The following is a 20,219-nucleotide window of genomic DNA, read 5'->3' on the forward strand; positions in this document are numbered from 1 at the left end:
GACACCTAACGCCTGGTTGCTCAGTACCTGATCACAGCGACGAGCCGTTACAGGCTGCTTCCGCCGCCTGGTCGTCCACATTCGGGTCGGCCGCGGCGGTGGCCCAGGCGAGCTCGACGAGGGTCACGATCCGCCGGCCGGCACCGTCGACCTGGCAGACGATCAGGCCTTGTTCCTCGATGTAGGTCAGAAGATGCCGGGCACGGCGCAGCGAATGCGTGCCGTAGGCGCGGGCGATCGCGGCATCGCTCGGGCACGGCCAGCCCTCCTTCGCGGCGCGGGCGATCATCATGAAGACGCCCTGCATGTCCTCGGGCAGCAACGCGGCGCGCAGCGAGACGTCCTGCCAGGCGTCGTCGTCCGCGACATCGGCGCCGAGCCCGGCGCGGGCGCGCGTCAGCATCCGGCGGAAATCGGTCAGCTCCGGCACCACGGCACCAAGGCCCTCGATCCGGCAGCGGACCACGAACTCCTGATAGAGCACGCCGATGGCGCGGAAGCCGGCGTCGGGCTCGGCGAGGATGGCGCGCAGGATACGGTCCAGCCGTTCCCGCCGCTCGGCCAATTGCTCGGCGCTCGGCGGCGGCTCCGCGGCTTCGGGATCTGGCTCCGCTGCCGGCTGCTTGGCGGCCATCAACTGGCTGAGCAGGTCCGGCGACGACGTCCGGCGCTGCGGCCGCGCCGCTTCCGGCGGCGGAGCGGCGAGGATGATCGCGCGTGCGTCCTCCAGTGCCGCTTCAGGCAGCGGCATCAACCGCGGCGCCGCGTTGCGCGGCTGGGTGTCGGTCGGACCGATCCGCAAGCCCAGCGGACGGCGGGACAGCGCAGGTCCGAGCGCCATGAATTGTCCGCGCTCGAGGTCGCGGAAGGCTTCCGCCTGCCGCCGTTCCATGCCGAGCAGGTCGGCGGCGCGCGCCATGTCGATATCGAGGAAGGTGCGGCCCATCAGGAAGTTCGACGCTTCGGCGGCGACATTCTTGGCGAGCTTCGCCAGCCGCTGGGTTGCGATGATCCCGGCAAGCCCGCGCTTGCGGCCGCGGCACATCAAATTGGTCATCGCGCCGAGCGAAAGCTTGCGCGCCTCGTCGGACACCTCGCCCGCGACCGCCGGCGCGAACAGCTGGGCCTCGTCCACCACCACCAGCATCGGATACCAATGGTCGCGGGCGACGTCGAACAGCCCGCCGAGGAAGGCCGCGGCGCGCCGCATCTGGTTCTCGGCGTCGAGCCCTTCGAGATTGAGCACCGTGGAGACGCGATGGATGCGCACGCGCTCGCCGGCGACCTGCAGGCTGCGTTCGGTGTGGTCCTCGGCGTCGATGACGAGGTGGCCGAATCGTTCGGCCAGGGTGACGAAATCACCTTCGGGATCGATGATGGTCTGCTGCACCCAGGGGGCGCTCTGTTCCAATAGCCGGCGCAGCAGATGGGATTTGCCGGAACCCGAATTGCCCTGCACCAGGAGGCGTGTCGCCAATAGCTCCTCGAGGTCGATGGCCGCCGAAGCGCCGGCCGTCGTTTGTCCCATCTCGATCGCTACGGTCATGTCCCGACTCAAATTGCCCTTGCGGAGAGGCGGCTTAACAAGCTGATCGCGCCGCGTCGAGCGAACCCCACCATCATCCCCAGGCACGGCCGGGAGGCGGACAATGCGGATGCTCGCCAAGCGAGATGAAGTTTGATCAAGCCACTACAACGTGTTTAGCTTGCGTCTCTGATGTAGATTTTTTCGAACCAGTTCCAGTTCAGCTGCGCGATCCGGCCCGGTTCGGACCCGCTCTTATTCAGTCAGCCCGTCGAACTCTCAGCCCGTCGAACTCAATGTCTGAGTTCAACTACGACGCATTCATTTCCTACATTCTTCCCGATCCAAACGGGATTGATCCCTGCTTGCAAGGCTCGCGTTGTCGAAGGCATCCGCCAAAAATCGAAGGTTTCACGGATTTTATCCCCGCACACGCGCGCATGCTGCGGAGCGATCCTGATGTCGGCAGCGCGACGTTCGATCGCGCAAATCTTCCTGGCGCCGGTATTGATCTTTGCCGTTATCGCGTTCGGGCTGGTCTCGGCGCTGCTCGGCGACGGGATCTGGGACCAGGCCTCCTGGCTCGCACTTGTCGTGCCGCTCGTCGTCATCGCTTTCTACATATTCCGGCGTTCCGCGTCCCTCGTAGAAGGAGCGAGCGTTCGCGGTGACGCCGATGTGATCGGCGTCGCTATTCTCATGCCGGATACCTCCGTCCCGTTTGCCGGTGGTGTTTCGACGAGCAAACCTCGGCATAGTCCGCCGCACAAAAGAAACGTGCGAGGAAACATGACTGAGAGCACCGTCGATACGCTTGCGCCGTCGGTCGCGGCGCCTGGCGCAGTGTCGCCGCGAAAAGTGTTTTGGGCGACCTGGTTCGGCTGGATGCTCGATGGCTTCGATTCGTCGATGTACGCCTACATCCTGGTCGGCGCGTTGAGCGAATTGCTGCCGGCCAGCGGCATCGAGCCGAGCAAGGCCAATATCGGCATTTATGGCGGGCTGTTGTTCTCGATCTTCATGCTGGGCTGGGCCTGCTCGATGGTCTGGGGCTGGGCTGCGGATCGTTACGGGCGGGTCCGCATCATGTGCTGGACGGTGCTGGTCTACTCGCTGTTCACGGCGCTATGCGGGCTTGCGACCGGTATCGTGATGTTCGCATTGTTTCGCTTTGTTGCCGGCTTCGGCATCGGCGGCGAATGGGCCGCGGGCACGCCGCTGCTGCAGGAATCCGTGCCGGAGAATACGCGGGTGCGGCTCGCCGGATGGCTGCACACGGCGACGCCGACCGGGCTGTTCCTCGCTGCCGCCGTGACGCTTGCGATCGGCGGCACGCTCGGCTGGCGCGGCATGTTCCTGCTCGGCATTCTGCCCGCGCTGCTGATCGCGTATCTGCGCAGCAACATTCCCGAACCCGAGCGCAGGGCTGCGCACGAGCAGCCGTCGGTCGCGGCCTTGTTTGCCGGCGACCAGGCGCGCACCACCTGGGCCGCGGCGCTGATGATGGCCTGCATCATCTTCGGCCTTTGGTCGTCGAACTTCTGGGCCCCGACCGTGATCTCGACCAAGCTGGTCGCCGCGGGCGCGACGCCGGCGCACGCGCAGGAGATGGGCGCGGTGGCCGGGCTGATCACCAATGTCGGCACGCTGATCGGCTGCCTCCTTGTACCGTGGCTCACCACCTGGCTCGGCAGCCGGCGCCGCACCGCGGTGCTGTTCTTCATCGGCGGGCTGATCTCCGTCGTGGTCTCCTATGAGGTCGCGATCGAATGGCTCGACAGCCTGACGCTGTTCATGGTGCTGCTGCCGGTGCTCGGCTTCTTCACCAATGGTGTGTTCGGCCTGTTCACGATCTGGCTGCCGGAGATGTTTCCTTCGGCGCTGCGCGGCTCGGGCTCCGGCTTCGCCTTCAGCATGGGCCGCGTGCTCGGCGCCGCCGGCCCGACCCTGATCGGCGCGCTCGCCGCCCGCACCGGCAGCTTCCCGCTGGCGATTTCGATGCTGTCGCTGATCTATGTGGTCGGCCTGCCGCTGATCGCCCTGGCGCCGGAGACGGCCGGCAAGCCGCTGGCGAGATAGCAGGCTACTTTGCACGTTGCGCGCGGCTTCGGCCGCGCGCCGTCACTTACTCCGCCGGCTTCGCGGTCGCTGGCGTCTGCGCGGCCACGGGCGTCTGCGCAGCTACGGGTACCTTCGCGGGCGCCTTGTCGACCTTCTTCGACCAGGAGCGGTAATAGGCGAGTGCGGTCATCAGCACGATGCCAACAATGCTGACCGCGATCTGCATCCAGATGCTGCCGGAGACCTCGACCAGCAGCACATGCGCGATGACCGCGAGGAAAACGCCGGTGCAGAACACTTCGAGCGACTGCTGGCCGCATTTGATGATCGGCTGGAAGATCGGCCATTCATATCCGGGCCATTCGCGCGGCAGGAAGCGGGTGACGAAGAAGGCGAGGACGATGAAGTGCAGGACGCGATAGGGCGCGAGGTTGGTCTTGTCGTTCGGATTGAAGGCGTCATAGAGCCAGCCCGGCATCGCCTGTCCGAGCTCCGGGAAGCGACCCGCCAAGGTCATGACCAACGCGAACAGCAGATAGGCGCCGCCGAGCCAAAGGAAGGCGCGCGAGCGGATGAACGTGATCGATTCGCTCGCGCCGCCAAGCGCGAACCAGCCGCCGAACACGAACAGGAACTGCCAGCAGAACGGATTGAAATACCATGAGCCGGACGGATAGGCCGGCAGGTTCCAGCCGAATTGCCGCGCCGCGAGATAGAGCAGGAACGAGGCCAGCAGCGTCAGATTGAGCTTGCGCAGCATCGCCCACAGCACCAGCGGATAGCACAGCATTAGCGCGATATAGAGCGGCAGCACATCCATGTTGACCGGTTTGAACGCCAGGATCAGGCCCTGATAGAGCGTCTCGGCCGGATTGTGCATGAAGCCCGCGACGTTGAATTCGTCCTGCAGGTTGGGGTCGTGGTAGCGCTGGGAGAGATAGCCGATCTCGGCGATATAGATCACGAACAGCAGGACGTGGGCGACATAGATCTGCCAGGCGCGCTTGATCAGGCGGGTGGCGCCGATCACGGTGCCGCGCTCGAGCATCATGCGCGCATAGACGAAGGATGCGGTGTAACCGGAGATGAACACGAATAGATCGGCCGCGTCGCTGAAGCCGAAATTCTTCTGCGTGATCCAGTTCACCGCGTTGTTCGGGATGTGATCGAGATATATCGCCCAGTTGGCGAAGCCGCGCAGCAGATCGAGGCGATAGTCGCGGCCGCGCGGCGGCAGAACAGCCTTGACGTCCATCGGTACGCTCCCATCACCAGTGCCCGCGCGCCCGGTCGCGGGTCGCCCACGACGTCATACTAGAGCAGGATTTCGACGGTTGTGTATTGGTTTTCCGGAAAGGTGGCAGTCAACGCTGCCGAACCACGATGAATTTGGATCAAATCGTTCAAGCCGCGAACCACGCGGTGCGTAGGATGGGTAGAGCGAAGCGAAACCCATCACTCCGTGCCGGCCTGACGAATGACGGGTTTCGCTTGCGCTCTACCCATCCTACGAGAGCCGGCCGTGCACCGGCGCGGCTAACGCTGCACGAACCCGTTGTGCAGCGTGCTGAACAACGCCTTGCCCTTCTTCACCAGATCGTATTTGCGGCCGTAAAGCAGCCAGACCGCGGTGAGGTGGCACATCCCGCCCATCATCAGCGACATCGCGGTGTAGGGATCGAGATTGCGGCGATAGGTGCCGGCGCGGCTCGCCTGCTTGATCAGCTGCACATAGCGCAGCGCGTATCTGTCGACCGCCTTCTTGATCCGCGGCTCGGCGGCGAGCACGCTCGGCCAGATCTCGAGGAAGAACACCCGGCCCCAGCTCGGGTTGTCCTTGATGTACTGGAAGTTGGTGAGGAAGATTATGCGGAGCTGCTCGACGGGATCGCCACCCTTGACCAGCAGCGGCTCGGTCTTCTGATAAAGCGCCTCGAAATTGCCTTCAGGCACATCGAGCACCAGCGCGCGCTTGTCCTCGAAATAATCATAGATGCTGGAGAGCGGTACTTTCGCCGCGGCGGCGACCTCGGTGAGCGAGGTTCCGTCGATGCCTTTTTGGCCGAACAGCTTGGTGGCCGCCGTGAGGATCTGCTCGCGCCGGTCGCGGCTGCGTTGCTGCTTGAGCTTGAGTGTCGTCCCCGAAGCCACGGTGGTCTCCAAGAGCGTTTTCGCGCGAAGTGGATACCGGTTCGCGCAAGGAAGACGCGTCAAAGCAGGAATCTCATCCCAGTAAAAACAGTAAGGCAGCGGGATCGGAACACAAGTGCTATTGCGACGGGATACAGCGGTAAAGCCTGTGGGTTAGAGCGGCGCGTTCCGCCGCTCATGTGTGCGGAACGCGTTGCGGGCAATGATCTGGCGCATGATCTCGGAGGTGCCGTCCAGAATGCGGACCACCCGTGTTTCCCGCCAGATGCGTTCGATCGGCAGGTCCCTGGAATAGCCGGCGCCACCGAACAGCTGCATGGTCGTATCGGCGACGCGCTGCACCATGTCGGCGCCGGTATATTTGGAGAGCGCTGCCGCGGCGGTGCGGGCGGCGGCATCGCCCTGGTCGTAACGCCAGGCTGCCTCATAGGCGACAAGCCGCGCGGCATGCAGCGAACTCGCCATGTCGGCGATCTGCCACTCGACGCCCTGATGGTCGCGCAGCTTGCGTCCGAACGTCTCGCGCTCCGAGACATGGTCGAGAGCGTAGTCCAGCAGCTGGCTCGCCGCGCCGACGCAATAGGCGCCCCAATGGGTGCGCCCGGCATCCAGGCACCGCATCGCGATGGCGAATCCTTCGCCCTCCTGTCCCAGCAGATTCTCGCGCGGAACACGGCAATCCTCGAAGATCACTTCGGCGTGCTCCGAGCCGCGTCCGGCAGCCATCTCGACCAGGCGGCCGATGGCAAGGCCCGGCGTCTTTGCGTCGACGACAAAGGCCGCGATGCCCTTGGCGCCGGCGGAGGGATCGAGCGTGGCGAACACCGTGAAGACGCCGGCCGCGGGCGCATTGGTGATGTAGGTCTTGCGGCCGTCGAGCACGTAATGATCGCCGTCCCGCCTCGCTCGGGTCTGGATCCGGGCGGCATCGGATCCGGCATTCGGTTCGGTCAGCGCGAACGCGCCGATCACCCGTCCGCTGGCGAGTTCCGGCAGCCATCGGTCGCGAACCGCCGGCTGCGCGTAGAGCTCGATTGCCTTCGAGCCGATGTGAACGTTGACCCCGCTCAGATAGTAGAAGGCGGTGTGGGCCTTCGCGAGCTCCTCGATCGCGATGCAGCTGCCCAGCATCGAGAGCCCGAGGCCGCCGAATTGCTTCGGCGTGTTGGTGCCGAACAATCCCATCCTGCGCAGGCCAGCCATGGCGCTGTCCGGCACCTTGCCGGTCGCCTCGATCGCAGCATCGTGCGGCTGCAGCTCGCTGCGCACGAATTCACGCACCAGGCCTTGCAGAACGCGGAGGTCGTCGGGAAGCTCAAAATGCATGGCGCACCAAAAGTCGAATAATCTTCGAAAAATGTTGCGCCGCCTTCCGGCAGATGTCAAGGTTTTGCGGAAGTTCCGGAGGACACGGCATGCTCGCAGGCTTGATGCAGCAGGTCCCGCTCACCCTCAATCTGGTGAGGGAACGGGTCGCGGATCTCTATCCGAACAAGACAGTGATGACGCGGTATTGCGACCGCATCCATGTCATCAGCTATGCGGAGCTGCTCGGCCGCGCGGGCCAGCTCGCCAACTTTCTCGCCGAGATCGGCGTCGAGCGCGGCATGCGCGTCGCCACGCTGGCCTGGAACTCGCACCGTCACCTCGAGCTTTATTTCGCCGTGCCCTGCATGGGCGCGGTGCTGCACACCATCAATGCGCGCCTGCACGCGCTGGATATCGCAAGACTGCTCGCCCATGCCGAGGATCGGGTGCTGTTCGTCGATCGTTCGATCTGGCGAACCGTCGGAACAGAGATCGAGCTGCCGTCCAGCGTGCATCATGTCGTGATCATGGAAGACGAATCCGATGACGCCCTCGATCCGTCGACGCCGGCAGGCCGGTCCGCAACCTGCTATGAGGACGCGATCGCGCGCCATGGCCGCGCGTTCGCCTGGCCGGCTCTCGACGAGAACGAAGCGTGCGGCCTGTGCTACACCTCCGGCACCACGGGCGATCCGAAGGGCGTGCTCTACAGCCATCGATCGGCCACGCTGCACACGATGGCCTGCCTGTTTGCCGACGGCATCGCGATGCGCGAGCGCGACGTCTGCTTGCCCGCCGTTCCGATGTTCCACGCCAACGCCTGGGGTTTTCCCTATGCGGCGCTGCTGGCCGGTGCATCGCTGGCGCTGCCGTGCCGGCAGACCGACGCGGCGAGCCTTGTCGAGCTGATCGAGGCGGCGCAGGTGACGATGGCAACTGCCGTGCCTACGGTCTGGATCGGCTTGCTTGACCATCTCAGCAAGAACCCGTCAGCGACTGCGCGTATCGCCTCGCTCAAGCGCCTGCCGGTCGGCGGCGCCGCGATCGGTCAATCCTTCATCGACGATTTCGCGCGGCTCGGCATCGACGTGATGCACTGCTGGGGCATGACGGAAATCTCGCCGCTTGGCCTGACCAACATCGCCCGATCCGATCTCGACGCCGACGAGACGCGCAGCACCCGCACCGCGCAGGGCCTGCCGATTCCCGGATGCCGGCTGCGCACGGTCGATGCGGACGGCGAGCGATGCGCGCAGGACGGCAAGAGATCCGGCGAATTGCAGATCTCCAGTCCCTGGGCTGCGGCGGCCTATTTCGCCGGCTCGACCGGGCAGGCGACGGCGGCCGATTCATTTGTTATCGACGAGGGCCGCGCATGGCTGAAGACCGGGGACATCGCGACCATCGACCCGCACGGTTATGTCAGGATCGTCGATCGCGCCAAGGACCTGATCAAGTCGGGAGGAGAGTGGATCTCGAGCCAGGCGCTCGAATTGCAGATCATGAACCATCCCGATGTTCGCGAGGCCGCCGCCATCGGCCGACCCGATCCGAAATGGCAGGAGCGGCCGTTGATCTGCGTCGTGCTGCAATCCGATTCCGCGGAACGGCGCGCACGCTTCGCCCGCGAGTATCGCGACTATCTCGCTGCGTTCTTCCCGAAATGGCAAATTCCCGATGACGTGATCTTCTCTACGGATTTGCCCAAGGGCAAGACCGGCAAGATCGACAAGATCGCGCTGCGCAAGGCGATGGCGGGCTCGTGAAGAGCGCGTTTGGCCTACCGTCAGCGCTCTGTCACATCCGCAACTTGCGCAGGCGAGTGTATCGTGGACGAGGCCGCCGAGTGCAGAGTCGATGACATGACGTGGCGGCGGTAACACCGTGTTGTGGAACTGCTGCGCTGCGAGGCGCAGGCAGTTATCTTTGCCTTCAAATGAAATCAAAATGAAATGGTCGCGCACTAGTCGCGATCTCAATAGTATGCAATCATCGAGATAGGGGCTGCGATGTGTACCTGAACCGCTGTGTCGGCGGAACAGGGCGTTCGAGACATGCAAGGCATTCAGTTGATGTCGCTGTATCGCGTACCGACAAGCCCCGTCAGCCGTTGTTCCCGTTCCATCCGTGTCGGCCGGACACTCCATCGATCCCTCGCAACCGCGGGCGATGCCTTATCGGCACCGCCGTCGTTCGCTCGATCTCGTCGCACGCGACGGGTCTGATTGTCGCGGACAAGCGAACCCTGCGTGAACATAACGAAGACCTCTGATCAGTTTGGATTTGGCTACCCCAGGAGGCGGCGATGGAGTGGATACAGGAGCATCTGAAGCAGGCGCCGGAGATCTTGCTGTTCCTGTCGCTGGCGATCGGCTACTGGATCGGCCAGATCCATTACGGCAAGTTCCAGCTCGGCGGCGTCGCCGGATCGTTGCTGGCTGCCGTCGCGCTCAGCCTGTTTGGCGTCTCCGTCGACAATGGCGAGAAGGCGCTGCTGTTTGCACTCTTCATCTATGCAGTCGGTTTTGAAAGCGGTCCGCAGTTTTTCAAATCGCTCGGCCGGCAGTCATTGCGCGAGATCCTGCTTGCTGTGTTCACGGCCGTCGCCGGGCTCGTCACCGTCATCGTGATGGCCAAGCTGTTCTCGCTCGACAAGGGAACCGCCGCGGGACTTGCCGCCGGCGGCCTGACCCAGTCGGCGATCATCGGAACGGCGGGCGATGCACTGTCCCGCCTTGGACTTGCCGCGTCGGAGGTGCAGAAACTGCAGGCCAACGTCGCGATCGGCTACGCGGTATCCTACATCTTCGGTTCGCTCGGCGCGATCATCATCTGCGTCAACCTGCTGCCGCGCTTCATGGGACGCGATATGCGCGACGATGCGCTGAAGGCCGAGGCGGAGCGGCTGAAGGGCGCGGTGATCTTCGGGCCGGGCGAGGCGCCCGCGCTGCCGGAAATCGTCGGGCGGCTTTACGAAGTCGGCGGCGGCGCCGGCAAGACCGTGGCGGCCATCGAAAATTCGGCGGGCAGCGCGACGATCACCGTCGAACGCATCAAGCGCAAGGACCAGTTGATTCCGGTCACGCCCGACGTCGCCTTGAAGCAAGGCGACGTCGTGCTCGTGGTCGGCCGCCGCGCCGGCGTCGTTGCCGTTGCCGGCGGGCTCGGCACCGAGCTCGAAAGCGTGCCGGGCATGGAAGTGGTGATGGATACGCAGGACGTGATCCTGCGCAATCCGGCCTATGCCGACAAATCCCTGGCCGAGATCAAGCGGTCCGCCACCGCGGCGCTTCGCCATGGCGTCTACCTGATCGGCATTGCGCGCGCCGGCGAGCCGCTTGCACTGAGCGACAGCACGGTGGTGAAGATCGGTGATGTGATCACCGCCTATGGCACCGAGCAGGATCTCAAGCGCATGGTCGCCGAGGCCGGATCGCAGCTCTCCGTCGACATCAAGACCGACTTCGTGTTCCACGGTGCCGGCCTGGTGTTCGGTCTTCTGATTGGCCTGATCGTGATCCGTGCCGGCTCGATTCCGCTGACGCTCGGCGCCGGCGGCGGTGCGCTGCTGTCCGGCTTGTTGTTCGGCTGGCTGCGCAGCCGGCATCAGACCATGGGCAACATGCCAGCGCCGGCCTCGCAGATTCTCAAGGATCTCGGTCTTGCCGGATTTGTCGCCGCGGTCGGCCTGCAATCCGGACTGCAGGCAATCCACACCATCGCCAGCAGCGGCCTTTCGCTGTTCCTGATCGGAGCCGTGGTGACGTTGGTTCCGCTGATCCTGGCCATGCTGTTTGGCCGCTACGTACTTCGTTACGACAACGCGGCGGTGTTCGCCGGCGCGCTGTCCGGCTCGCGCAGCGCCAATCCGGCCTTCGGCGGCGTGCTCGACAAGGCCGGCAACTCGATTCCCACCGCGCCGTTCGCCATCACCTATGCGCTGGCGAATGTGTTCCTGACCTTGCTTGGCCCCTTGATCGTCGCCTTCGCGTGAAGGTGCGGGCCGCGTTGTATCAGTAGAGGAGAACCGAAGATGGCCAAGATGGACTATTCGCAATATTCCAAGCTGAGCCCGTTCGAACTCAAGGACAATCTGATCGCGCTCGCGTCGAGCCACGCCGATCGCCTGATGCTCAATGCCGGCCGCGGCAATCCCAATTTCCTGGCGACGGTGCCGCGGCGTGCCTTCTTCCAGCTCGGCCTGTTCGCGGTGTCGGAGGCCGAATTGTCGTTCTCCTACATGTCGGAGGGCATCGGCGGCCTGGCACGCGCGGATGGACTGGCCGCGCGCTTCCACACCTTCGTGGCCGCCAATACCAACAAGCCGGGCGTGGTGTTTCTCGGCAAGGCGTTGTCTTACGTTCGCGATCAACTCGGCCTCAACGCCGACGAATTCCTGTTCGAGATGGTGGCGGGCATACTGGGCGCCAACTATCCGGAGCCCGACCGGATGCTGAAGGTCAGCGAGCGCATTGTCCGGGAGTATGTCATTCGCGAAATGGGCGCGCGCAGCATGACGAGTGAGGAGGTCGATCTCTTTGCCGTCGAGGGCGGCACCGCGGCGATGGCCTACATCTTCAACTCGATGCGGGAAAACAGGCTGATCGCGCCGGGCGACAAGATCGCGATCGGTTCTCCGATCTTCACGCCTTATCTGGAAATTCCGGAGCTCAACGACTACCAGCTCAAGCAGGTGCTGATCGAGGCCGACCCGAAGGCCGGCTGGCAATATCCCGCCTCCGAGATCAAGAAGCTCGAGGATCCCGCGATCAAGGCGTTCTTCCTGGTCAACCCGAGCAATCCGCCGTCGGTGAAGCTCGACGATGCCGGGCTGCAGGCGATCGCGGAGATCGTCAAAAAGCGGCCCGACCTGATCATCCTGACCGACGACGTCTACGGCACCTTTGCCGACGATTTCAAATCGCTGTTCGCGATCTGCCCGCAGAACACCATCCTGGTCTATTCGTTCTCGAAATATTTCGGTGCGACCGGCTGGCGCCTCGGCGTCATCGCCATGACCCGCGACAATGTCATCGACCGGACCATCGCGGCGCTGCCCGAGGCAGCCAAGAAGGAGCTCGATACGCGTTATGCGTCGCTGACCACCGAGCCGCGCAAGGTCAAGTTCATCGATCGCCTGGTCGCGGACAGCCGGGCCGTCGCGCTCAACCACACCGCGGGGCTCTCGACCCCGCAGCAGGTGCAGATGGTGCTGTTCTCGCTGTTCAATCTGATGGACACGCGGCAGGACTACAAGCATGCGGTCAAAGCGCTGATCCGCCGCCGGGATGCGGCGCTCTACGACAAGCTCGGCGTCGCGCAAAAGGATGACGCGGACAGCGTCGACTACTATACGCTGGTCAGCCTCGAGGATGTCGCGCGCGAACTCTATGGCGCGGAGTTCGCCGCCTGGGTGCTGAAGACCCAGAATCCGACCGAGATCCTGTTCCGCGTTGCCGACGAGACCGGCATCGTGCTGCTTCCCGGCAGCGGTTTCGGCGTCCAGCATCCGTCCGGCCGCGCCTCGCTCGCCAATCTGAACGAGTATCAATACGCGGCGATCGGGACCGCGCTGCGCAAGCTTGCCGCCGAATATTACGACGACTACAAAAAGGCCAGCAAAGCGTAGGATCTCCGGCACGGGAGCTGACGTGACTTGTACCGGGCTGCGTCTTGCTTCGCGCGCAGCCCGCCTCCGGTGCGACGCAAATGGGGAAGGACAGGGGATGATGCCGCTTTCGCTTCAATCGGGCTCTCTGACGCGCACGATCGTCGGCCTCGCCGCAGCCCTCATGATCGGGCTTGCCTCACCGGTATCAGCACAACAGGCCACCGGCACCGCGCTGGCCCGCGTGCTCGTGCTCGGTACCGGCGGCACCATCGCGGGGCAGGCCAGCGCACGCGCCGGCAACGCCTATGACTCAGGCAAGGTCAGTGCGGCCAACCTGGTCGCGGCGATCCCGGGCATCGACAAGCTCGCCCAGATGTCGGCCGAGCAGATATCGTCGATCGGCTCGCAGGACATGAACGACGTGGTGTGGTTCGACCTCGTCAAGCGCATCCGCGCGGCCGTCGACAACAAGGAGGTCGACGGCGTCGTCATCACCCATGGCACCGACACGATGGAGGAGACCGCGTTCTTCCTGCAAAACGTGCTCGACACCGACGTGCCGATCGTGCTGGTCGGATCGATGCGGCCCTCGACCGCGATCGGCGCCGATGGCCCGGCCAATCTCTACGAGGCGATGCGGGTCGCCTCTGCCCCGGAATCCCGCGGCCGCGGCGTGCTCGTGGTGCTCAACGACACCATCCATGCCGCGCGCTGGGTGCAGAAGACCAACACCACCAGCGTCGAGACTTTCCGCTCGCCCGATGCCGGGCCGGTCGGCTATGTCGACACCGGCTCGCTGCGCTTCCTGCAGCCGGCCGCTCCAGCCAGGGGTGCCAAGCTGAAATTGCCAGATGCGCCGCCCTTGCCGCGGGTCGACATCATCTATTCGCACGCCAACATGGACGCCGCTGAGGTCGAGGATGCGGTCAAGCGCGGCGCAAAGGGCATCGTGCTGGCCGGCGTCGGCGACGGCAATTCATCGAAGGGCGCGATCGATGCGCTGGCGGCCGCGGCGAAGCAGGGCGTCGTGGTGGTGCGTTCGACCCGGGTCGGCTCAGGCTTCGTCAACCGCAACGTCGAGGTCGAGGACGACAAGCTCGGCTTCGCGGTCTCGCTCGATCTCAACCCGCAGAAGGCGCGGGTATTGCTCGAGCTCCTGATCGCGAACGGCATCACCGAGCCGTTGGCGGTTCAACAGGCGTTCGCGCGGTAGACCACCGGTTTTGAGGCGCCTGCCGGCTTCGCCTGCGTGGCCTTGTTCGCCGCGCGCCGCGCCGCGAGCAGCAGGGCGCGGGCCTCCGCGATGCGCGACATCACGGTGGTAACGGGAATGCCGGTGACTTCGGCGATCTCCTTGTAGGAGAGATCGATCATTTCGCGCAGGGCGATGACTTCGCGGAGCGGCGCGGGCAGGTCGGCGACCAGTTGCCGGATTGTTGCGCTGTCGCGCTGTTCTGGCATTGCATTTTCGCCGGCGAGCCTCGGGCCGAGTCTCTCCTGGCAGACCGCTTTGAGGATCGCGAGCAGCCATGGCCTGACGGCCGGGCCGCGAAAGCTGTCGAACTCACGCAGTGCGCGCAGATAGCATTCCTGCACGGCCAGTTCGGCGTCCGCCTCGCTTCGCATCAGGACCTGGGCGAACGCGTAGGCATCGTCGAGACACGGCAGCGCCGCGTCGCGAAACTGCTGCGCCGTTTTATTCCCGGCTTTCGCACTTCGCATCATAGGGTTGCATCTCGTGAATAGCTTTACCGGCAATCGGCGCAGTGGTATCAGGCTCCGCGCCGGAGTCGTGGACCGTCGCGCCAAGCGTAGGGACAGGAACGACGTGCGCACACGACATGCGCGTGTCGGGCAGCAAGCGAGCGATCGTGTCAGCCTTGATCGATCGGGCGTTCGGAGCACGGATCATGTCCGAGACACAGGTGCCCAACCGGTTCTCGATCTTCCATCATGGGCTGGCGAAAGGGCCGGCCTATGAGGCCTGGCGCGAAGGGATTTGCCGCGGCTTCTGCCGGCTCGACGTCGGACCGACCGACGAAAACCGCATCGATTGCCACAACGAGTTCACGCTGCTGCATACGGTCGCTATCGCGACGCCGCGCGGCGGCTCGGCCCGCTTCGCCCGCACCCGCGCGCTTCTGAATGACGGCTGCGACGATCTTGTCCTGATCTTCGCGACGCGCGGCACGGTGCAGGTCACGCAGGCAGGCAAGGCGATCGAGCTTCAGCGCGGCCAGATGTGCCTCACCGAAATGAATATCGTCGGCACCGCCGATCTCACCCGGTCGGGCAGCTTTACGACGACGCGGTTTCCGCGGCGCCTGCTGCTCCAGATCGCGCCCTCGGCGGAGACGCAGCTGGCGCGGGTACTCGGGCGCGAGCCGGCCCTGGGCGCGATGATCGAGCGCTATTCCGCGCTCTGCACCGAGCTTGCCGGCGATCTCGACCTGCTGGGCCAGCAGGCGGCGGCGCATCATCTCGCCGACCTGGTGGGACTCGCTCTCGGTAGCAGCGCCGAGACAAAGCAGCTGGCGGCACGCGACGGCGTGGCGAAGGCGCGGCTCGATCTGATGAAGGCCGATGTTCTCAAAAATCTCGACAACGGCAAGCTCACGATCGAAGCCATAGCAAAGGCGAATGCGCTCAGCACGCGCCAGGCGCAGCGCCTGTTCGCGTCCGCGGGAACGACATTCTCGGAGTTCGTCCTCGAGCAGCGCCTGCTGCGGGCGCGCCGGCTCCTGCTGCACGAAGAGGGCGCCGGCCGCAAGGTCAGCGACATCGCCTATACGGTCGGCTTCAACGACCTCTCTTATTTCCATCGCGCGTTCCGCCGGAAGTTCGGCATAGCGCCGGCGGAGATGCAGATGGAACTGGGTCGCAAGCATTGAACACCTGCTGCCGCGGCGCTAGATCAGCAGACTAGCTTCATCGCAACGAGGGCGCTGCCCATGCCTCTGTGGACCTGCGAACAATGCGGCGCGCAATTTCCTGAAACCGCGGCGCCACCGCTGGCTTGCCCGATCTGCGAGGACGAGCGGCAATACGTGAACTGGAAAGGGCAGGCGTGGCTGACGCGCGAGGAGCTCGCAGAGCGGCACAGATTGGTCTGCCGCGACGATCTCGGCCTCGTCGGGATCGCGCTCGAGCCGTCCTTTGCGATCGGGCAGCGCGCGCTGCTGGTGCCGGACAGCGGCGGCTGCGTGATGTGGGACTGCGTGCCGCTGGCAACCGCCGAGGCGATCGCGCATGTCAGATCGCTCGGCGGGCTGAAGGCGATCGCGATCTCGCATCCGCATTATTATGGTGCGGTCGCCGACTGGAGCGTGGCGTTCGACAATGCCCCGGTCTATCTGCACGGCGACGACGCGCAATGGGTGACGCGGCCCTATCCATCGATCGTGCCGTGGCAGGGCGACAGCCATCGCATCTCCGACGACATCCTGCTGGTGCGCGGCGGCGGGCATTTCGCCGGTGCCACCATGCTGCATTGGCGCAACGGCGCCGACGGGCGCGGCGCGCTTCTGACCGGCGATATCGCGATGGTGGCGATGGACCGCCGCTCGGTCAGCTTCATGTATTCCTACCCGAACTATATCCCGCTCAATGCATCAGCGGTCCGCCGCGTCGCGCGTGCGGTCGAGCCGCTGGCCTATGATCGGATCTACGGCGCCTGGTGGGGCAAGAACATCGCCTCCGACGCCAAGGCGGCGTTCGACCGTTCGGTGCAGCGCTATATTGCGGCGATCGCGGACTGACGGTTCCGGCCGCATTTGGCAACCTTGCCACGCGGCGCGATCGCGCTATATCAGGGCTTTCCCGCCACCTACCGATTGTCCGAGTTTCCGCATGACCACAACTGCTGCTGCCGAATCCCAGCCGTTCCAGGCCGAGGTTGCCGAATTGCTGCACCTGATGGTGCATTCGGTCTATTCCGAGACCGATATCTTCCTGCGCGAGTTGATCTCGAACGCGTCGGATGCCTGCGACAAGCTGCGCTACGAGGCGATCGCCAATCCGTCCCTGATCACCGACGGCACGCCGCCGGAGATCAGGATCGTCCCGAACAAGGCGGCCAACACGCTTGCCGTGGTCGATACCGGCATCGGCATGGAGCGCCAGGAGCTGATCGACAATCTCGGCACCATCGCGCGCTCCGGCACCAGATCGTTCCTGTCGAAGCTCACCGAGGCCAAGGACGGCGCCAACCTGATCGGCCAGTTCGGCGTCGGCTTCTATGCCGCGTTCATGGTCGCCGAGAAGATCGTCGTCACCAGCCGCCGCGCCGGCTCGGACGAGGTGTGGGTGTGGACGTCGGAAGGCGGCAGCGGCTTCGAGATCGCACCGGCGAGCGAAGAGGCCGCCCAGCGTGTCGCGCGCGGCACCGAGATCGTGCTGCATCTGAAGAAGGACGCCGCCAAATATCTCGAGGCCTACGAGATCGAGCGCATCGTCCGCGAATATTCCGACAACATCCAGTTTCCGATCCTGCTGGTGCCGGAAGAGGGCGAGCCGCGCCAGATCAATTCGGCAAGCGCGCTGTGGCAGCGCTCGAAATCCGAGCTCACGCCGGAGGACTACGCGCAGGCCTACAAGCAGATCGCCGGTGCGTTCGATGAGCCGGCGATGACGCTGCATTACCGCGCCGAGGGGCGGCAGTCCTACGCCGTGCTGCTGTTCGCGCCGTCGCAAAAGCCCTTTGACCTGTTTCAGGTTGAGCGCAAGGGCAAGGTCAAGCTCTACGTCCGCCGCGTCTTCATCGCCGACGATGCGGAGCTGCTGCCGGCTTACTTGCGCTTCATTCGCGGCGTGATCGACAGTGAGGATCTGCCGCTCAACATCTCGCGCGAGATGCTGCAGAACAATCCGCAGCTCGCGCAGATCCGCAAGGCCGTTACCGGCCGCGTGATCGGTGAATTGGAGACGCTCGGCGAGAAGGAGCCGGAGACCTTTGCAAAGATCTGGGACGCGTTCGGCCCGGTCATCAAGGAAGGCCTGTGGGAGGATTTCGAGCGCCGCGACAAGCTGCTGGCGCTGGCGCGCTTCACCACGACGTCGGGCGAGAACCGCTCGCTGAAGCAGGTTGTCGACGACTTCAAGCCGAACCAGACCGAGATCTATTATCTGGTCGGCGACAGCGTCGAGCGGCTGAAGTCGAACCCGAAGCTGGAATCGGCGCGGGCCCGCGGCATCGAGGTGCTGCTCCTGACCGATCCGGTCGATGCGTTCTGGACCTCGGCGCCGCTCGATTTCGGCGGCAAGCCGCTGAAGTCGCTGAGCCAGGGCGATGTCGATTTCGGCCTGATCCCGCTTGCCGACGATAAGGACGACAAGAAGGACGAACCCGCGGCCGACGCGGCGACCACGATCGCCGTGATCAAGGACGCGCTCGGCGAGCGCGTCTCCGACGTCCGGGCTTCGCAGCGGCTGACCGCGAGCGCGTCGTGCCTCGTTGCCGGCGGCGATGCGCGCGACCGCGCGCTGGAGCGGCTGCTCGCCCAGCAGAACCGCGGCGCGATCACAAAGCCGGTGCTCGAGATCAATTTGCGCCACCCGCTGGTCGCGGCGCTCGCGACCGACAGCGCGCAGGCGAAGGACCTGTCGCTGCTGCTGTTCGAACAGGCGCAGATCCTCGACGGCGAGATGCCCGACGACCCCGCCGCGTTCGCTGGCCGCATGAACCAACTCGTGCTGCGCGGATTGGGGAAGTAGAGCGCGAACTCTGAACCCGTCATCCTGAGCCCGTAGCCCGGATGGAGCGAAGCGCAATCCGGGGTCTCTTCGTTCGCTGAGGCGGGCCCCGGATTTCGCTGCGCTCCATCCGGGCTACGCAGCCGCAAATCCGTCATCCCCGCGCAAAGGCTTTGCCTTTGTCGCTGGAGGCGCGAGCGGAGCGAGCCTCGAAGGATGCGCGGCCGTACTGCTGCGGCGGGGCCGTATGCTTCGAGACTGCCGCTGCGCGGCCTCCTCAGCATGACGGACGTAGCCCGGATGGAGCGTAGCGCAATCCGGGAAAGGTCCATCCGTGGATAGCGCGGCCCCGGATTTCGCTTCGCTTCATCCGGGCTACGCATTTCTAAAACTGGCAGGCTGACTGCGCCGCCCAGGCGCTTGACAGGCCGCGCCTCATTGATGTTATGTTATAACATAACATCAAGCGAATGCCCCATGTCCCGCCGCCGCCGATCCCTCCAGCAACTGTTTGATCTCGATGCAAAAACTCCCCGTCACCATCTTGTCCGGCTTCCTCGGGGCTGGAAAGACCACTTTGCTGAACCACGTCCTGAACAACCGCCGCGGTCTGAAGGTTGCGGTGATTGTGAACGACATGAGCGAGGTGAACATCGACGCCGACCTGGTTCGCGATGGCGGTGCGAACCTGTCCCGGACTGACGAAAAACTGGTCGAGATGAGCAATGGCTGCATCTGCTGCACCCTGCGCGACGACCTGCTGAAGGAGGTGCGCGCTCTCGCCGAGAGCGGCCGCTTCGATTATCTCCTGATCGAATCGACCGGCATCTCCGAGCCGCTGCCGGTCGCCGCGACCTTCGAGTTTCGCGATGAGGATGGTCAAAGCCTCTCCGACATCGCGCGGCTCGACACCATGGTCACGGTGGTCGACGCCGCCAATCTCCTGAAGGACTACGCCTCGACCGATTTCCTCAGCCAACGCGGGGAGGCGCTCGACGGCGACAAGCGCACGCTGGTCGATCTGCTGGTCGAGCAGATCGAATTCGCCGATGTCGTGGTGCTGAACAAGGTCGATGCCGCGACGCAGGCCGAGCGCGAGGCCGCCCGCACCATCGTGCGCGCGCTCAATCCCGAGGCCGACATCGTCGAGGCGAATTTCGCAAAGGTCCCGTTCGACCGCGTGCTCGACACCGGCCGCTTCGCCTATGAGCGCGCGCAGCAGCATCCGCTCTGGCACAAAGAGCTCTACGGCTCTGCCGGGCACGTGCCGGAGACCGAGGAATACGGCATCACGAGCTTCGTCTACCGGGCGCGGCGCCCGTTCGATCCGCTGCGCTTCCACGCCTTCCTGCGCGAGAGCTGGCAAGGCGTGATCCGCGCCAAGGGCCATTTCTGGATCGCGACGCGCCCGGATTGGTGCGGCGAGCTGAGCCAGGCCGGCGCCATCGTTCGCACCGAAGGGCTCGGTTCGTGGTGGGCCGCGATCCCGCGCGAGCGCTGGCCGGATCATCCGGACTGGCGGCTGATGATGCAGCGGAGCTGGAACGATCTCTACGGCGATCGCCGGCAGGAGCTGGTCTTCATCGGCTCCGGCATGAACGAGGACGACATCCGCCGTCGGCTCGATGCCTGCCTCGTCACCGGCAGACCGGGCATGGACCCACAGGCCTGGGCTGGGCTGCGCGATCCGTTTCCGCCGTGGAGCAGGGCAGGCGAGGCGGCGTGAGGCAGTCACCGTAGCCCGGATGGAGCGGAGCGCAATCCGGGGTCTCCCGCCGCTTGAGAGGTTCCCGGATTTCGCTGCGCTCCATCCGGGCTACGCTTCTAAAACCGGTCCCAACCCGCGCCGTATCTGCTACAGAATCCCGCATC

The 20,219-nt window shown here is 64.8% G+C and carries 15 protein-coding genes; 9 read left to right on the forward strand and 6 right to left on the reverse strand.

The window, feature by feature from the left end:
* Positions 1 to 31 precede the first annotated feature (31 nt).
* Together QA635_RS06205 and QA635_RS06210 are read right to left on the reverse strand one after the other, a co-directional pair.
* Positions 32 to 1,546 (reverse strand): helicase HerA domain-containing protein, encoded by a 1,515-nt coding sequence (locus QA635_RS06205; protein WP_283067848.1) that lies wholly within the window; start codon positions 1,544 to 1,546, stop codon positions 32 to 34.
* Between the two features lie 272 nt (positions 1,547 to 1,818).
* Complete coding sequence (locus QA635_RS06210) at positions 1,819 to 2,136, reverse strand: hypothetical protein (RefSeq protein ID WP_283067850.1); 318 nt, start codon at positions 2,134 to 2,136, stop codon at positions 1,819 to 1,821.
* A gap of 178 nt (positions 2,137 to 2,314) precedes the next feature.
* Between QA635_RS06210 and QA635_RS06215 the strand changes: the two genes are divergently transcribed.
* On the forward strand, positions 2,315 to 3,604 hold the full coding sequence (locus QA635_RS06215; protein WP_283067852.1) for an MFS transporter: 1,290 nt from the start codon (positions 2,315 to 2,317) through the stop codon (positions 3,602 to 3,604).
* Positions 3,605 to 3,650: 46 nt separating this feature from the next.
* On the opposite strand, the gene QA635_RS06220 is transcribed toward QA635_RS06215, so the two are convergent.
* The 3 genes from QA635_RS06220 to QA635_RS06230 form a co-directional block, all read right to left on the reverse strand.
* A complete protein-coding gene (locus tag QA635_RS06220; protein ID WP_283067854.1) occupies positions 3,651 to 4,841 on the reverse strand; it encodes an OpgC domain-containing protein in 1,191 nt (396 codons plus the stop codon).
* A 281-nt stretch (positions 4,842 to 5,122) separates the two neighbouring features.
* Positions 5,123 to 5,737, reverse strand: a complete 615-nt coding sequence (locus QA635_RS06225) for a TetR/AcrR family transcriptional regulator (protein WP_283067857.1) — start codon at positions 5,735 to 5,737, stop codon at positions 5,123 to 5,125.
* A 153-nt stretch (positions 5,738 to 5,890) separates the two neighbouring features.
* A complete protein-coding gene (locus QA635_RS06230; protein WP_283067859.1) occupies positions 5,891 to 7,063 on the reverse strand; it encodes an acyl-CoA dehydrogenase family protein in 1,173 nt (390 codons plus the stop codon).
* Positions 7,064 to 7,152: 89 nt separating this feature from the next.
* Between QA635_RS06230 and QA635_RS06235 the strand changes: the two genes are divergently transcribed.
* The 4 genes from QA635_RS06235 to QA635_RS06250 all read left to right on the forward strand — a co-directional run bounded on the left by QA635_RS06235 (position 7,153) and on the right by QA635_RS06250 (position 13,869).
* Positions 7,153 to 8,811: a long-chain-fatty-acid--CoA ligase gene (locus QA635_RS06235; RefSeq protein ID WP_283067861.1), complete on the forward strand. Its 1,659-nt coding sequence runs from the start codon at positions 7,153 to 7,155 to the stop codon at positions 8,809 to 8,811.
* Between the two features lie 539 nt (positions 8,812 to 9,350).
* Complete coding sequence (gene aspT / locus QA635_RS06240; RefSeq protein WP_283067863.1) at positions 9,351 to 11,039, forward strand: aspartate-alanine antiporter; 1,689 nt, start codon at positions 9,351 to 9,353, stop codon at positions 11,037 to 11,039.
* Positions 11,040 to 11,078: 39 nt separating this feature from the next.
* Positions 11,079 to 12,674, forward strand: coding sequence for a bifunctional aspartate transaminase/aspartate 4-decarboxylase (locus QA635_RS06245; RefSeq protein WP_283067865.1), 1,596 nt, complete (start codon positions 11,079 to 11,081; stop codon positions 12,672 to 12,674).
* 97 nt (positions 12,675 to 12,771) lie between these two features.
* Positions 12,772 to 13,869, forward strand: a complete 1,098-nt coding sequence (locus tag QA635_RS06250; protein WP_283067867.1) for an asparaginase — start codon at positions 12,772 to 12,774, stop codon at positions 13,867 to 13,869.
* On the opposite strand, the gene QA635_RS06255 is transcribed toward QA635_RS06250, so the two are convergent.
* Positions 13,848 to 14,381, reverse strand: coding sequence for a sigma factor-like helix-turn-helix DNA-binding protein (locus QA635_RS06255; protein WP_283067869.1), 534 nt, complete (start codon positions 14,379 to 14,381; stop codon positions 13,848 to 13,850). The genes QA635_RS06250 and QA635_RS06255 overlap by 22 nt on opposite strands.
* A 185-nt stretch (positions 14,382 to 14,566) precedes the next feature.
* Between QA635_RS06255 and QA635_RS06260 the strand changes: the two genes are divergently transcribed.
* The 4 genes from QA635_RS06260 (at position 14,567) to zigA (ending at position 20,073) form a co-directional block, all read left to right on the forward strand.
* Positions 14,567 to 15,547 (forward strand): AraC family transcriptional regulator, encoded by a 981-nt coding sequence (locus QA635_RS06260; RefSeq protein WP_283067871.1) that lies wholly within the window; start codon positions 14,567 to 14,569, stop codon positions 15,545 to 15,547.
* Positions 15,548 to 15,607: 60 nt separating this feature from the next.
* Entirely contained in the window at positions 15,608 to 16,414 is an 807-nt protein-coding gene (locus QA635_RS06265) for an MBL fold metallo-hydrolase (protein WP_283067874.1), read from the forward strand.
* A 91-nt stretch (positions 16,415 to 16,505) separates the two neighbouring features.
* Positions 16,506 to 18,368: a molecular chaperone HtpG gene (htpG, locus tag QA635_RS06270; RefSeq protein WP_283067876.1), complete on the forward strand. Its 1,863-nt coding sequence runs from the start codon at positions 16,506 to 16,508 to the stop codon at positions 18,366 to 18,368.
* A gap of 499 nt (positions 18,369 to 18,867) precedes the next feature.
* A complete protein-coding gene (zigA, locus tag QA635_RS06275; protein WP_283067878.1) occupies positions 18,868 to 20,073 on the forward strand; it encodes a zinc metallochaperone GTPase ZigA in 1,206 nt (401 codons plus the stop codon).
* Positions 20,074 to 20,219: the final 146 nt, after the last annotated feature.

This window comes from Bradyrhizobium brasilense, from assembly GCF_029714345.1.
GTDB classification, from domain to species: domain Bacteria; phylum Pseudomonadota; class Alphaproteobacteria; order Rhizobiales; family Xanthobacteraceae; genus Bradyrhizobium; species Bradyrhizobium australafricanum.